Raw genomic sequence first — 14,770 nt, forward strand, 5'->3', positions numbered from 1 at the left:
CTTATATTGAAGAATAGAGGGATTTCCGTGGCTTTAAACAAACAAGAAATTTTACTTGATTCTGGTACAAATGAATTGGAAATTGTAAAGTTTGAAATTGGTTCAAATCAATTCGGCATTAACGTGATGAAAGTAAGAGAAATCATTCAGCCGGTAGAGTTGACTGTTGTACCGCACTCTCACAAAGACGTAGAAGGTATGATTAGTTTACGAGGCGAGATTTTGCCAGTCATCAATCTATTTTCCTTTTTTAATGTCGAGTCAGATCAGTCCGAACAAGAGAAGTATATCGTGACTGAATTCAACCAACGGAAATTTGTGTTCCATACAGGAACGGTTTCACAAATTCACCGCGTCAGCTGGGAAGAGATTGAAAAGCCAACTGCACTCAATCAAGGTATGGAACGTCATTTAACAGGCATTATTAAGCTTGATGGGAAAATGATGTTCCTTCCAGACTATGAAAAAATCATTTATGATATTGAATCGGCTTCTGGTGTAGAAACGTACCATATGTTTGACGGTGAGAAAGACGAAAGAAGAACAGGGAAGAAGCTATATGTCGTTGAAGATTCTCCGCTTCTCATGCGTTTATTATCAAATGAATTAACTGAAGCAGGTTATAAAAACATTGTGACCTTTGAAGATGGCAAACAGGCATATGATCACGTCATGGATCTTGTTAGCAAAGGAATTACTGTGACAGAAGAAATTGATATGATTATTACGGATATTGAAATGCCAAAAATGGATGGTCACCGATTAACAAAACTGCTAAAGGAAAACCCTTTAACGAGTTCCATACCGATTCTCATCTTCTCTTCGTTAATCACTGAAGATTTGCGGCATAAAGGGGAAACAATCGGTGCTGATGATCAAATTAGTAAACCAGAAATTCATCAGCTGATTGAAAAGGTTGATCACTTTATTATCTAAAGAAAAAACCACTCGTCATGAGTGGTTTTTTCTTTAAAAATAACTTTCCCCGAGTCGTTTGAAGACGGGTTTCGTATAATGTGATTTTTGTTTTGTGGCGGCAGGTTTTTCTTTTAAACCGACATACGTTTGAAGGATTTGCTTTGCTCGGTTTAATGACATATTCGCTTTCGGATTGCGATATGATTGATTTAAATTTCCTAAGTGTGGCAAAAATTCGAAGTCTTCTTTGGTTGGTGGCAGGTGAAAATAATAATCTCCAATTTCAATCAGCACGTCGGACTGTTGTTGACTATATTTGGGATTGTTAGAGAAATGTAGGCCTACTTTTTTTCCTTTACCTTCTTGCAATAGTTTTTGCAGCGCACGTTTTTTCAAAAGATAAAGAAACTTGGGATTTGGTGCGGTTTTAGCATGACGGTTAACAGTATAAATGGCTTTTGCGATGTTTTCTGCTGTAGGTTCTATGTCTTTAGTATGAGCATAATCGTCCATTTTTTCTCTCCTTTGTCTTTCGTCTTCCTGTGCTTAGTATAAATTATACGTTTTTATTAGTAAATTGCAAATAGAGTTATTGTAAAAAGCGATATATGTATTGGATTTGATCAGCATTTTTTAAATTGTGCACATGACTTGATGTTTATTATAGAAACAAAACGGGGTTAAATACTCGAAAAATTATTTATAATATGAAAATTGAATAAATAATTTTGGTAGCGCTTTCATATAGTGTGATTCAGAAAGGGTTGTTGATTAAAATGTAATAATATTGTATAATTTATTAATATTTTAAGAAAAGGGTGATTTTATGAAATTAAGACTAGTAATTTCGTTCGTATTTTTATGTGTATCAATCTTTTTTTCTATTGATGCATCAGCAGCAACTAGCAATTGGCAAACCCCTTATTTTGCTAAATCTACATGTAAGGTAAGAGTATGGACAGATGCTACCAATTATTCTAAAAATGCTAAAACTGTCGATTTTACAATTGAACAAAATGGTAAATGTGGTGAATTAAGATATCAAGCTCATTTGATTCCAATTGCACTTTATACATACAATGCAAAATTTGTAAGAGGAAGTTTTAAATATAAAACCCCACTGAAAAAATTAAGTTTAAATCTACCAGAATACAAGCAAAGAGGATATGAAGCTAAAGTATTTGTCGATTTATATAGTAAAAATGGTAAAGATCTGGGGTTTGTAGAATCTAATAAGCTCAATATAAAAAAACGTTAGAAAATTCATAAAAGCTAATAGATATAATTCATTCTCCCTTTAGTAGGGAGAATTTTCATTTTACAAATTAAAGTTAAATAGGTTTAGATGACTGCAAATCTATCATATGTAAGACAAACATAACATCATATTTTATTTCTTATGGCTTGAATAAGCGCAGTAGAAGCAACCATTAAAATCAGTTTCATTCGTCATTTGTTTAGCTTCATCAATGGCACTTTCGCCACTCATGTGCAGACCAATCAATTTACGGCTTGCAGCATCACCTAAAAATGCACAATCCTCTGTATGTACAACATATTGACCTTGATCATCTTTTGTATGAATAAAATAATAACTTTTTAGCATACCCCTCACCTCCAACCTGACTATATTACTATAAAACTTCCATTGATGTAAATATTTTTAATTAAAAATATTGCGTTTTTATACACATTCCTTTTATTTCATAAAAAGAAAAATATGTTATAAGATAAGAAGATCAAAGTGAATGAGAACATAAAGGGCTGTTTAGATTGAAAGAGATGTTAACTCCTTTATTGGTCGCATTTGTCGTTGGAGGCATTGTGTACGTGATAGATGATCGGCCCGTTCATCCTTTGCTTCTATTTCTCATCCTATTTATTAGCATTTATGCAGTTGAAAGAATCATTCATTTTGCTTCGAATCATTTCGATGAGCAGAAAAAAAAAACGCCGTTTCTGTTTCAGCCATGCAAAAAGGACTTTCTATAGAAGAAAGTCCTTTTTGCTTCATTTATTGCGCTCCCTGACCTTTTAGTTCACGCTGCACGTCTAAGTCGTCAGTTTCTCTGCTGAACTTTGGCAGTGTAAAGAAGTAAAAAAGGAAAACGAGTAAAATAATAACGCCCATTCCGTAATAAATATAAGAAACGTTTGTAATGAGTTTTGGAAATAGTACCGCAATCAAACCTAATGTCAAGGATTGAGCAAACATGGTAAGCGGATCAACCCATCCTGACACACGTCCCATCAGACGAGGATGGACGATTCTCGGCAGCCAGCCGCCAATGACAATGTTGACTGGGCCAATGCATGTACCAATGACAAATGATGTGACATAAAACAACCATAGTGTATGCGTGGAACCAAGTACAAAAATCAGAATGCCTGCAACCAAAATTGGAAGCGACATGAGATATTGCATCTTTACTTTTTTAGCGAGAACAGAGCCCATTAAGCTGCCAACAAGTAGACCGGCACCGATTGCGATTGTAAAGAATGATGTATGCAGTTCAAAATGGTCCGGTGAAAGGCCATATTTCATTGTAAACATCGGAAGTACAGCAAATGCGCCATTGACTAGACCAAAAACAAAGAAGCCAAAAATTAAAGAAGCCAATAATTTATTTTTTATAATGTAAAGAATGCCTTCTTTAAAATCTTTTAGAGACGTTTTAATGGTCATGCCTCTCCAGCCTGCTTGTCCATTTGGCTGACGTGCTTCAATTGGAATGTTACATGTACGAATCAGGATGCCTGACACAATAAAACTGATCAAATCAATGGTAATGGCACCGTGAAGTCCAATTGTCTTATACATAATCGCACCGATACCAACACCAAATACCATGAATAAACTAAACAGCATTTGATTTAAGCCAGCGGCTTTTGCATATTGATCTTTATTTAAAATCGCCTGAACGAGAGAGGCTTCAGCTGGATAGAAGAACTTCGTAATGGCACTTCGTATAAACAAGATCAAGAAAATAAGTGGAAGTGAATTGAAATAAATAACAATGAATAAAACAATCGTCAGCCCAGCTCGTATCCAATCGCAATTCTCTGCGACTTTTTTACGATCAAAACGATCTGCTACGACACCGACCATAAAAAAGACAAAGATCGTTGGAAGTGAATACATGAGCTCTGCTAATGTGGCATAGGCGGGCTGATGACTAAAATGATCGAGCAAATAAAAGGCAAACGCCATATTGCCTACTGTTGTCCCCATTTGCGAAGCCAGTGCTGCAAAAAAGAGACGAACAAAATTTCTGTTTTTAAAAATATCCATAAATACGCTCCTTACCCTGAAGATCCCACTTTATATCATATAAAATTTTAAGCATTCATACAAATAATTTCTCCTACTGGCTAATGGTCACAGGTGTTCCATTTGGAACGATTGAAGCAAGTTCGATGACATTCTGATTATACATACGAATGCATCCCCTAGACACAGCTTTACCAATTGAAGACGGGTTATTCGTACCGTGGATGCCGTAATGAACTTTCGAGAGGCTCAGCCAATAGGCGCCAAAGGGACCTCCTGGGTTTGGCTGTCTGTTCACAATATAATAAGAACCTGTCGGTGTCATATTTAAAATTCTTCCTGTTGCAATCGGATACGACCGAATAAGCTCTGGTCCAGAAAACAAGACGAGACGTTTCCTTGAAATCGAAACAGAGATGCGGTAAGGGATCGTATTAGGATCGGGTAGACCAGGAATGATGATGACCTCATTTTGTACCGGCTCTTGACCTTGAAGTGAAGGGTTTGCAGCCTTTAAAGCATCTGCTGTTGTTCGGAAATCAAGTGCTATAGAAGCAAGCGTTTCTCCGCGTTTTACCGTATATCGTAGCATCAAAGTACACTCCTTTTGCTCAAATAAAAGAAGCCATGATGCCTGTCACTTAATATATATATGGACGGAATCAGGCTAAGGAAGGTTTCTCCTAACATTTGTCATGAGAAATATCTTTGATTATACATATGCAAAAAGGAGCGGTTTGGCTTCTGTCTAAATGCGAGAAGAGAGGGTGAAAAAGGTTAATTCAGGTTTTGCTAAAAATCGAAGCGGCAGTCTTGTTGTCCCAAGTCCGCGGTTGACATAGATTCGGTGCTGATAACTTCCGTATAAACCTTCCACATATGTATGGCCAAAAGGTGCTGTGAGAATGGGTCCGTAGAAAGGAAGCTGCACCTGTCCGCCATGGGTATGTCCAGAAAGCTGCAAGTTAATGGGGGTTGTATCCAGCTCCAATGCTGCATCAGGCTCATGTACGAGCAGCAAGGTAAATAAATCAGATGATACTTCTCGCTTCATCAGGTCATAATCCGGCACACTCATCATCAGGTCATCCATTGTAGCAATCTGAATATGCGTCCCTTCTTTTTCTAATGGAAACACATCATTTTTACATATTGTAAAGCCGCAATCTTTCATCGTATTCTCATAAAGATCAATGCCAAATGGCCCGTAGTCATGATTACCGCATATCGCGAGCTTACCAAACGGGGCATGGAGCTTAGTCAAATAGGCTTTCGCTTTTTCATGCTCTTCAATCGATGCTTGAAAATCAACGAGATCCCCTGTGAACACAATGAGGTCTGGAGACTCAGCGTTGATTTGCTGGACGACGGATTCTAATTCCTTCGCAGGAAATGTATCACTTAAATGAACATCACTAAATTGAGCGATTTTAAACTGGTCAAATGAAGCTGGAAGCTGAGCATCCCGAATGGTCATTGACACGGTATCGATCATGCGTGGTTCGATGTATCTGGCATATCCGTATCCACATGTTGTAGCTAAAAAACCGAGAATGCTCGCGCCAGCTGCTCCTTTTAAAAACTGTCTCCGAGAAAGTTGCTTCATATAAGACTCCTTTATAAATAAAATTAAGTATAGCATCATATTTAAAGAATCTCCCATATGGTGCATCTAGGGTCAATCATGATATGATAGAAAATAATGAATGAATAGTCATTCAAAACCAAAGAGGGGGAGAACAAATGACGAAACAAACAGTGATTGTCACAGGAGGATCAAGCGGAATGGGGAAGGCAATGGCTGTCCATTTGGCACATGAAGGCTGGAATGTCGTGATTACTGGAAGAACAGAAGAAACGTTAGAAAAGGTAGCAAATGAAATAAAACAAAATGGCGGCTCGATCGCTTACTTCCAAATGGATGTGCGAAACCCAGAAGATGCTGATCAAATGGTCAATTTTGCCGTAGATACATTTGGCGATGTGGATGCTCTGATTAACAATGCTGCAGGAAACTTTTTGGTTCCAGCAGAAAAACTATCTCCTAACGGCTGGAAGGCTGTCATTGATATTGTATTAAATGGAACATTTTTTTGCAGTCATGCAGTGGGTAATTACTGGATTCGTCAAAAGAAAAGGGGAAGTATGGTCAATATGGTGGCGACCTATGCATGGGGTGCTGGTGTAGGTGTGGCGCATTCAGCGGCAGCAAAGGCAGGTGTTTTATCTCTCACTCGAACGCTTGCCGTCGAATGGGGAAAGCAATATCGAATTCGCGTTAATGCCATCGCGCCAGGTCCAATCGAGAGAACAGGTGGTGCGGATAAACTATGGGAATCGGAAGAGGCAGCGCAAAGAACATTAGATAGTGTTCCTCTTGGCAGACTTGGCACACCAGAGGAAATTGCAAAGCTTGCAAGCTTTTTATTATCTGAACAAGCGTCTTATATAAATGGAGATTGTATCACAATGGATGGGGGGCAATGGCTCAACCAATCCCCATTTTGAATGACGATGTAAGACCTGCTTTTGATGTGTTATAATCACACAAAGAGAGAAGCAGGTGATGAAAATGGTCGATCCATTGGATATTTTAACGAATATTGAAGATGTTTTCCCGCACTATCAAGCGATATTCAGTGCGGAAGAGCAAAAAGTGATAGGCTATGAGATTTTAGGAAGAATGAAGCTCGAGTCTGAAACAGTTAGCCTAGGCTCCTTCTTTACGGATTCATCTATTCCTGACGAATATAAAGTGGAAGTAGATCATAAAGTACTGACGCAAGCACTCGATCTTTTCACAACAGCAGATGATGATTTGCTCATTTTTATTAATCATGATGCCAATATCCTGATGCTTGATCATGGTGAAAGCTTTTTAGAACTCTTGAAGCGATATGAAGCAAGGGGCATTCAGCTTAATCGGTTTGTTATCGAATTTACAGAGCATACGTTTAGCGGCGATATTGAACAGCTTTACCATACGTTAACGTATTTTCGTACATATGGTATTAAAATCGCCATCTCGAATATCGGAAAAGAAAGCAGCAATCTTGACCGGATTGCCTTGCTCTCACCCGATCTATTAAAAATAGATTTACACGCATTAAGGGCATCGGCGCCTTCTCCTTCCTATGAATATGTCTTGTACAGCATTTCATTGCTTGCGAGAAAAATAGGGGCGGCTTTAATTTATGAAGACATTGAAGCAAATTTCCAGCTGCAATATGCTTGGAGAAATGGTGGCAGATACTTTCAAGGGTTCTATCTTCACGAGCCGGCGGCGGAATTAATTGACCGCAATAAACGAAAAGATCAGCTGAGAGAAGAATTCCAGCAATTTATTGCCCATGAGAAAAAGAAACTTCAAACTGTCTACGAACATTCTGAAACATTTTATAAGCGAATTCACCAAGCTGTCACGACCTTAAAAAAATCATGCAGTACAAATGATGAACTCATCCAAAAGCTGGCATTAGAATTAACGGATTGTAGCTTTCGAATTTATATGTGTAATGAAGAAGGCTTTCAAATCACTGGAAATGTGTTTAAAAAAGAAAAAGAATGGCTATTTCAGCCTGAATATATCGAGAAAAACTGGAGCTGGCGTCCTTATTTTCTAGCAAATATTCTCCAAATGAGAATGAGCGGGAAAGGATTTTTCAGTGATATATACAGCGATTTAGAAACTGGTGAGAGGATACGTACGTTTTCTTACCCGTTAGAGGGAGATATGTATTTATTTATAGATCTTCCGTATGCCTATTTATATGAGCAAGATGGATTAATTTAAAAGTAAAGTGTGAAGATCATATTATCCATTTATTAACAATATGAGTAGCCTTTTAGGCTGCTTTTTTTGATTGAAAAAAAGAAATAAAAAATGGTTGACAATGAAACTGATAATCATTATCATTTAGTTATAGAGAGAAGCTACTCTCTGTTCCCCAACCCCTCTATCAGATCAAGATCCAAAAAACTTGGCGCTACCCCCGCCAAGTTTTTTTTGTACTTTTCATCTTTGCCTCATGCATAGGACAGCCCAATCCTTCCATACATCTTAAGTGATGACAGTTAGATAGTAGGAGGGAACGTCATGATCAAACGCGACAAGCGGCTGCTGATTGATTTGCCAAGACCAGATCACCCAGATGCAAATGGTGCTGCTGCTGTGCAAGAATTACTCGGCGGAAAATTCGGTGAAATGTCCACATTAAATAATTACATGTTTCAATCCTTTAACTTTCGAGGAAAACGAAAACTCAAGCCGTTTTATGACCTCGTATCCAGCATTACGGCTGAAGAATTCGGTCACGTAGAGCTAGTGACCACAGCTGTGAACCTCATGATTACAGGGACCACTCATGGTGGAGATCCAGATACGACACCGATGAAAGCGGCTGTCGATAAACGAAATACACAGCATTTTATTCAAACGGCTCAAACAGGCTATCCGTTTGATTCTATGGCAAAACCTTGGACTGGAGAGAACGTGTTTTCAAGCGGAAACCTGATTCTTGATCTCCTTCATAATTTCTTCCTAGAATGCGGAGCACGTACGCACAAAATGCGCGTATATGAAATGACAGATCATCCTACAGCAAGAGAGATGATCGGTTATTTACTCGTCAGGGGCGGAGTGCATGTTGTGGCATATGCAAAGGCGCTTGAGGTAGCCACAGGTGTAGATGTAGGAAAGATGCTGCCGATCCCAAACCTCGACAACAAATACTTTGATTCAGCGAGGAAATTTGAAGACCAAAATGTTCATACAAAGCTGTACACATTTAGTGATACGGATTACAAGGATATCAATAAGATTTGGAAGGGCAGCCATCCGATTGATGGAAAGCCGCTGACAGTGATTGAGGGCACCCCGCAAGGAGCACCTGTGCCAGATTATAGAGAATTACCGGAAGAGTTTGCCCCAGGCATTTCCAAAGAGGATTTTGACGAAATTGCCAAACGGCTGATGAGATCTGCAGGTTTATAAAAACATGGTGCATGAGATCAGAAAAAAGACTCAAACTAAAAAAACAGATTCTTTTTCTTTTTTTGAATTCAAGAGGAAAAATATCATCTGAGAACACTTTATGGTATGATGCTTTGTAGGACTTGTGTATAATCAATACGGGTTCATCTTGAGTTGTTTTTTTGAAAGGAGTCTTTTTTTAGAATGTCACAATTAATGGGTATCATTACAAGGCTGCAAAGTCTTCAAGAGACAGCAGAAGCTGCAAACGAACCGGCACAGCGTTATTTCGAAGTGAACGGTGAGAAAATCTGCAGTGTTAAGTATTTCGAAAAGAATCAAACGTTTGAATTGACTGTTTTTCAACAAGGGGATAAGCCAAATACTTTCCCATTTGACAACATTGATATGATTTCGATTGAGATTTTTGAGCTTCTACAATCCTAAGCTGAATCGTATGAAATGTTTTTTCTAAGGATTCCTTCGTTTATTTGCGGCAATATACATGTGTCATTTTTGGCAGTGTAATGGAAGATGATCAATCAGCGCACATTTCGGATAAGAGACCATTAAAAAGGAGTTCCTTTCTGTGAGTGATTCTTTTTACTACAATCTTTCTGAAGATCATTTAGCGTTTTCTGATGTCGTCATGAGAATGAAAGACTTTATTCGAAAAGACCCTAGATCCGCCTATGTGTTATCAATTGGTACGGACTCTCAGGTCAATCAAAATGTCACAAGATTTATGACTGCAATTCATCTCCACCGGATTGGCAAAGGGGCTTGGGGTTGCCTCACGCAACAAGTGATCAGCAGGCCTGTGCAAAGCCTTAGAGAAAAAATTTCATTAGAGACAGCGTTTAGCCAAAAGGTATGTGCAGACATCCTTGAGGGGCCTTTAACAGAACTGATGGATTTGCTTCTTCCGTTTGCTGAGGAAGGGGCAGACCTCCGTTTTGAAGCCCATCTGGATATTGGCAAAAAAGGAAGTACAAAAGATCTAATTCAGGAAATGACCGGAATGATCACAGCTATGGGAATTGAAGCTAAAATAAAACCCGACTCATACGCAGCATTTTGCTATGCCAATCGATACACAAAATAAATTCCGTCATTTTTCTCCAAACCTTGTCGAAACGTGCGGTTGACGATTCGATTCTAGTTCCTTATTCTAGCTGTATAGAGAGGAAGCAGACATTCAAAAGCCTGCTAATCAATATAAAAGCATATATGAAACAGGGGGCCTGATGTTGGATGAGCGTCATCGAAAATCGTTTTAATGAAGAAGAGAAAAAGCTATTATTAAACGTATTGCTGAATCAGGAATATGCTGTCGAATTACTAAGCAGTGAGATCAATGATATAGAATGTGGAACAAAAAATGTCGATGACAATACGTATAAGCAATTGATCACATTGTATGACAGAGTAAGGTTTGAGAATTAATATTGATTTAACATTCTATTAGATACTCGGGAGCTGAGTATCTTTTTTATGCAGAAAAAATCTTTCGACAAATTTCGTTTTAGTTTATGCTTAATGGTAAAGGGGAATGTATGATTGATGATTGAGAGAAAAGGGGTCGAAGAAACATGATAGAGATAGAACCAACTCAATTGCTTGAGTCAACAGTAGCCGAGCATATGATTGATGCAGATAAAGTGGCACATGTTCAAATTGGAAATAACCTTGAGCATGCTCTATTGGTCCTTACAAAAACAGGATATACAGCCATCCCGGTATTAGATCCTTCTTATCACCTGCATGGGTTAATTGGAACGAATATGATCATGGATAAGATCTTTGGTTTAGAACGAATTGAATTCGAAAAGCTGGACCAACTGAAGGTAGAAGAGGTTATGCTTACTGATATCCCAAGGCTTAAAACGACGGATCCTGTGCTAAAAGGCGTTCACGCTGTAACGAATAATGGATTTGTTTGTGTCGTAAATGAGGAGCAAGTCTTTGAAGGAATATTTACACGACGTGTTGTATTAAAGCGCTTAAATGAAGTGATTCATGCCGCGAAAAAATGAGCTGAAACCCAGCTTATTTTTTTTGCCTTCATAAGCTATAATTTATATAATGACCATATGGAATAAGAAAAACTTATAGAGAGAAAGGGGACGCCCATGCAGCTTCAGGAGTTACATATGCTTGTTGTGCTAAGTGAAGAATTGAATATGAGAAAGGCTTCGGAGCGGCTCTTTGTCTCTCAGCCTGCTTTATCCCAAAGATTGCAGACGATCGAAAAAGAGTGGGGAACCAAAATCTTTTTTCGTTCTCAGAAAGGGCTCACCGTAACTTCAGCAGGTGAACAGATCATTCAATTTGCAAAAGAGGTGACGGTTGAGCAAGATCGAGTGAGAGAACGAATCGATGAACTTGAAGGGGAAATTCACGGTACACTAAAGCTTGCGGTTGCATCCATTATTGGACAGCACTGGCTGCCGAAAGTGTTAAAGCGATATGTCGAAAAGTACCCAAATGCGAAGGTATCACTTGTGACCGGCTGGAGTAGTGAAATGCTCAAAAGCTTATATGAGGACCATGTGCACATTGGGATCATTCGCGGAAACCCTGATTGGAAGGGAACAAAGGAATATTTGATGACAGATCATTTATATTTAGTCGATTCTGTTATCAAAGACGTGGACGAGTTAATCGAGACAGAACGCCCGTTTATTCAATTTAAAAGCGACAGCACGTATTATCAGGAAATCCAGCACTGGTGGCATCAAAAATTCAAAGTGTCTCCAAAGCAGACGATTCTAGTGGACCAGATTGAGACGTGTAAACAAATGGCCTACCACGGCATCGGTTACGCCATTTTGCCTTCGGTCACCTTATACGACCACGAAAAAAGTGTTCATAAAACACCGCTTGTTGACGTGAATGGAGAGCAAATCGGACGTGACACATGGCTGCTAGGCTATGAAGCTTCTTTTCAATTAAAACAGGTGCAAGCATTTGTTGGTGTGGTCAAAGAAATGCTTGAAAGTGATGCGGTGTAAGCACCTTCTTGGAAGAGGAGGTGCTTTTTTTAGTTGAATGATCATTTACTTATTGCACGCATATCAAAGCAACAGATAGATGGAGCGAATCATAGAGGAGACTTCGATCTTATGAAAAACAATCAATTAATCAAAATCAACAAACCTGAATGGGGAGATCATTTGCGCGCGAGGTGGCGTGAACGTTTTGCTAGTCATCTTTCAATTAAAGAACAAAATGAGATATCAATAGATGATTTTTTATGGCATTTATGCAGTTTTGGAATGGTTACATGCCTTGAAAAGGCTGAAGCGATAGAAGCATTTCTTCAACAATCAAAGGATAAGTGTACTGTTTTTTATCAATTTGTTGACGAGGCGTATCTTTTCGAAAATGCCAGCTCTCTTTTAATCAATGATTTACCATATCAATCTAATCATATGGATTATAACGATATGTATGTGATGGACTGGAATGAAAAATGGACATTTGTGATGACGCACGAAACGGATTATGGTCCATATTTTATTCGAATAGATGAAACGAACGAATGAGGAACCGATGATCTCTTCGATACGAAAAACCCGCCTTCCAATTGGAATGAGCGGGTTTTTCATTGGGTTATAGTGTTGATTTGGTCAAAGCTTTTTTATGAAATCATTTGACAATGAAAATCATTATCATTTAAAGTGTACATATAATAATTGAAAATGATTATCATTTAGATGAGGTGACCGATAGATGAAAGCACTAATTGCATTTGCGAGTATGTCTGGTAATACAGAAGATATGGCAGCAATCATAAAGCAAACACTAGAAGGAAAAGGGATCGATACAGAGATGTTGGAATTTGATGATACAAGCGCAGAGGACCTTTCTTCATACGATTATGTGTTCATCGGTTCTTATACTTGGGGTGATGGTGATTTACCTTATGAAGCTGAGGACTTTTATGAAGAGGTCTCTACGCTTGAACTAAGTGACATCAAAGCAGCTGTGTTCGGATCTGGAGATTACAGCTACCCGAAGTTTTGTGAGGCTGTCCATACATTTCATGACATGCTCAAATCAACCGGTGCATCTGTATTTCCTGAAACATTGAAAATGGAGCTTGCGCCTGATACCGATGAGGATGTGGCATGCTGTCAGGAATTTGCCACGAGTTTCTTAACGTGGGCGGCGTTATCTGAGAAACGAGTTGAAAATCATGTTTCATAAAGGAGCGACAGCTGTTGCTGCATCTAAAAACGGTGGATACTTTGTCGCTGTAAAACGTGAAGGTATTTTTCACTACAGTGTGGAGCGCGGGTGGCAGCAACTGTTTAAGTTCAAGCATAAAATTCATGCCATCAGCTATATTGGACCTTATTTATTCGGTGTTGGTGAAAATGGCACAGTGATTAGATCAGGAGATGAAGGCCATACATGGGCGCTATCATCATTTCCAACAAATGCAGTCGTTTGGTCTATTACAGGACGCAAAGATGGGTTTGTGTGTGCACATGGAAAACATAGTATTTATGTGTCAAATGATTTCGGGATTTCCTGGGAAATTATGAAGCCATTTGCTCATGTGAACCACCCGCCTGTCATTCGTTCTTTATGTGCTGCGGGTGATCACCTTTATATTGGAACACAGATTCATGAGGTTCACGGAGGAATATGGGTGTATGACTTGGAGAGTGAACAGGTTTTTCTCCTAAACAGAGAGGAGCACCGAATGACAGCTTCTATGCTGCTCTGTCAGGAGCATCTGCTTGTTTGCGCATTGGGGTCAAAAAAAGGTAAAAAGGGATCTGTTCAAATTTTAGATTTACATACCAATATGCTGCATGATATTCAATCACAAGCCTTTGCTAGAGAGGAATCATTCTTGGATGTGTCAGAGGATAATGGCATTGTGTATGTGACGACTTCACAAGACGAACACGGGTTTTCTAAAGTGTATCAGCTTGATATTGAGCAAAAAGAGCTCAAATGGTTTGATACGATCAAAGGACACGGTTTTCGTGTAGCCAATCAAAATGAAAACTTTTTCTGTGCTGGTTTATATGAAAGCAAGTTTGTGAGGCCATATGAGGAGCCGGCATTGATTCATTGATAAGGAGGAAGAAAAAGTGACAGAAAAGGTTTTACTGGTGTATGCCACGATGTCTGGGAATACAGAAGCGATGGCAGATTTAATTGAAAAAGGAATAACAGAAGCAGGAGCTAGCGTGGACCGTCATGAAGCAATGGATATTGATGCAGAGCTTCTCAATGATTACACGCACATTATGTTAGGTGCGTACACATGGGGAGATGGTGACCTTCCTGATGATTTTATTGATTTATATGAAGAAATGGAAGAGCTTGATTTAACGGGAAAAGCATTTGCTGTATTCGGTTCCGGGGATACATCTTATGAGCATTTTTGCGGAGCTGTTGACCTAATCGAAGAAAAAGTGAAGGAGCTTGGCGGTGACATTGTCCTGCCATCCGTCAAGATCGAGCTAAATCCAGAAGGAGAAGAAGAGGAGAAATTGATTTCTTTTGGCAAGCAATTTGTTCATCTTCACCAGCAGGAAGCGGGGTAATCGGTCCCACTTGTTTTATTGTCCATTGAAGAGTCAACT

Annotated in this window: 20 protein-coding genes; 15 read left to right on the forward strand and 5 right to left on the reverse strand. The window is 38.9% G+C overall.

The window, feature by feature from the left end:
- Positions 1-27: 27 nt before the first annotated feature.
- Entirely contained in the window at positions 28-936 is a 909-nt protein-coding gene (locus NST39_RS07200; RefSeq protein WP_044139813.1) for a chemotaxis protein, read from the forward strand.
- 33 nt (positions 937-969) lie between these two features.
- Here the strand turns inward: NST39_RS07200 and NST39_RS07205 are convergent, their stop codons facing one another.
- On the reverse strand, positions 970-1,431 hold the full coding sequence (locus tag NST39_RS07205; RefSeq protein ID WP_044139814.1) for a YkyB family protein: 462 nt from the start codon (positions 1,429-1,431) through the stop codon (positions 970-972).
- A gap of 313 nt (positions 1,432-1,744) precedes the next feature.
- Between NST39_RS07205 and NST39_RS07210 the strand changes: the two genes are divergently transcribed.
- Complete coding sequence (locus NST39_RS07210) at positions 1,745-2,176, forward strand: hypothetical protein (protein WP_341027667.1); 432 nt, start codon at positions 1,745-1,747, stop codon at positions 2,174-2,176.
- 132 nt (positions 2,177-2,308) lie between these two features.
- Here NST39_RS07210 and NST39_RS07215 read toward each other — a convergent pair whose 3' ends face one another.
- Positions 2,309-2,524 carry a hypothetical protein gene (locus NST39_RS07215; RefSeq protein WP_003211341.1) on the reverse strand — a complete coding sequence of 72 codons (216 nt, stop codon included), beginning with the start codon at positions 2,522-2,524 and terminating at the stop codon, positions 2,309-2,311.
- A 167-nt stretch (positions 2,525-2,691) separates the two neighbouring features.
- On the opposite strand from NST39_RS07215, the gene NST39_RS07220 reads away from it, so the two are divergent.
- Positions 2,692-2,910, forward strand: coding sequence for a hypothetical protein (locus tag NST39_RS07220; RefSeq protein WP_341027669.1), 219 nt, complete (start codon positions 2,692-2,694; stop codon positions 2,908-2,910).
- A gap of 22 nt (positions 2,911-2,932) precedes the next feature.
- Here NST39_RS07220 and NST39_RS07225 read toward each other — a convergent pair whose 3' ends face one another.
- From NST39_RS07225 to NST39_RS07235, 3 genes are all read right to left on the reverse strand, one after another.
- Entirely contained in the window at positions 2,933-4,210 is a 1,278-nt protein-coding gene (locus NST39_RS07225) for an MFS transporter (RefSeq protein WP_044142063.1), read from the reverse strand.
- Between the two features lie 73 nt (positions 4,211-4,283).
- Positions 4,284-4,781, reverse strand: coding sequence for a L,D-transpeptidase family protein (locus tag NST39_RS07230; protein ID WP_341027671.1), 498 nt, complete (start codon positions 4,779-4,781; stop codon positions 4,284-4,286).
- A gap of 156 nt (positions 4,782-4,937) precedes the next feature.
- A complete protein-coding gene (locus tag NST39_RS07235) occupies positions 4,938-5,795 on the reverse strand; it encodes a metallophosphoesterase (protein WP_106065203.1) in 858 nt (285 codons plus the stop codon).
- 137 nt (positions 5,796-5,932) lie between these two features.
- Between NST39_RS07235 and fadH the strand changes: the two genes are divergently transcribed.
- From fadH to NST39_RS07295, 12 genes are all read left to right on the forward strand, one after another.
- Positions 5,933-6,697, forward strand: a complete 765-nt coding sequence (gene fadH / locus NST39_RS07240; protein ID WP_065097181.1) for a 2,4-dienoyl-CoA reductase — start codon at positions 5,933-5,935, stop codon at positions 6,695-6,697.
- Positions 6,698-6,761: 64 nt separating this feature from the next.
- A complete protein-coding gene (locus tag NST39_RS07245) occupies positions 6,762-7,982 on the forward strand; it encodes an EAL domain-containing protein (RefSeq protein ID WP_044142107.1) in 1,221 nt (406 codons plus the stop codon).
- A 303-nt stretch (positions 7,983-8,285) separates the two neighbouring features.
- Positions 8,286-9,182 (forward strand): manganese catalase family protein, encoded by an 897-nt coding sequence (locus tag NST39_RS07250; RefSeq protein WP_003210823.1) that lies wholly within the window; start codon positions 8,286-8,288, stop codon positions 9,180-9,182.
- A gap of 183 nt (positions 9,183-9,365) precedes the next feature.
- Positions 9,366-9,608 (forward strand): YkuJ family protein, encoded by a 243-nt coding sequence (locus NST39_RS07255; RefSeq protein WP_003212254.1) that lies wholly within the window; start codon positions 9,366-9,368, stop codon positions 9,606-9,608.
- 142 nt (positions 9,609-9,750) lie between these two features.
- Positions 9,751-10,266, forward strand: a complete 516-nt coding sequence (locus tag NST39_RS07260) for a ribonuclease H-like YkuK family protein (RefSeq protein WP_003212504.1) — start codon at positions 9,751-9,753, stop codon at positions 10,264-10,266.
- 149 nt (positions 10,267-10,415) lie between these two features.
- A complete protein-coding gene (gene abbA / locus NST39_RS07265) occupies positions 10,416-10,607 on the forward strand; it encodes an antirepressor AbbA (RefSeq protein WP_003210802.1) in 192 nt (63 codons plus the stop codon).
- Between the two features lie 146 nt (positions 10,608-10,753).
- Positions 10,754-11,197, forward strand: coding sequence for a cyclic-di-AMP-binding protein CbpB (cbpB, locus tag NST39_RS07270; protein ID WP_003210874.1), 444 nt, complete (start codon positions 10,754-10,756; stop codon positions 11,195-11,197).
- A gap of 96 nt (positions 11,198-11,293) precedes the next feature.
- Complete coding sequence (locus NST39_RS07275; protein ID WP_003211236.1) at positions 11,294-12,175, forward strand: LysR family transcriptional regulator; 882 nt, start codon at positions 11,294-11,296, stop codon at positions 12,173-12,175.
- Between the two features lie 111 nt (positions 12,176-12,286).
- The gene (locus NST39_RS07280) at positions 12,287-12,709 is read left to right on the forward strand and encodes a DUF4275 family protein (protein ID WP_341029949.1); all 423 of its coding nucleotides are present in this window, start codon (positions 12,287-12,289) and stop codon (positions 12,707-12,709) included.
- Between the two features lie 187 nt (positions 12,710-12,896).
- Entirely contained in the window at positions 12,897-13,373 is a 477-nt protein-coding gene (locus tag NST39_RS07285) for a flavodoxin (RefSeq protein ID WP_111912633.1), read from the forward strand.
- Entirely contained in the window at positions 13,363-14,256 is an 894-nt protein-coding gene (locus NST39_RS07290; RefSeq protein WP_065097185.1) for a WD40/YVTN/BNR-like repeat-containing protein, read from the forward strand. Before NST39_RS07285 ends, NST39_RS07290 begins: the two co-directional genes overlap by 11 nt.
- Positions 14,257-14,272: 16 nt before the next feature.
- Complete coding sequence (locus NST39_RS07295; protein WP_034662756.1) at positions 14,273-14,731, forward strand: flavodoxin; 459 nt, start codon at positions 14,273-14,275, stop codon at positions 14,729-14,731.
- The last annotated feature ends 39 nt before the right edge of the window (positions 14,732-14,770 follow it).

The organism is Bacillus sp. FSL W8-0645, from assembly GCF_038007905.1.
Lineage (GTDB): Bacteria > Bacillota > Bacilli > Bacillales > Bacillaceae > Bacillus > Bacillus pumilus.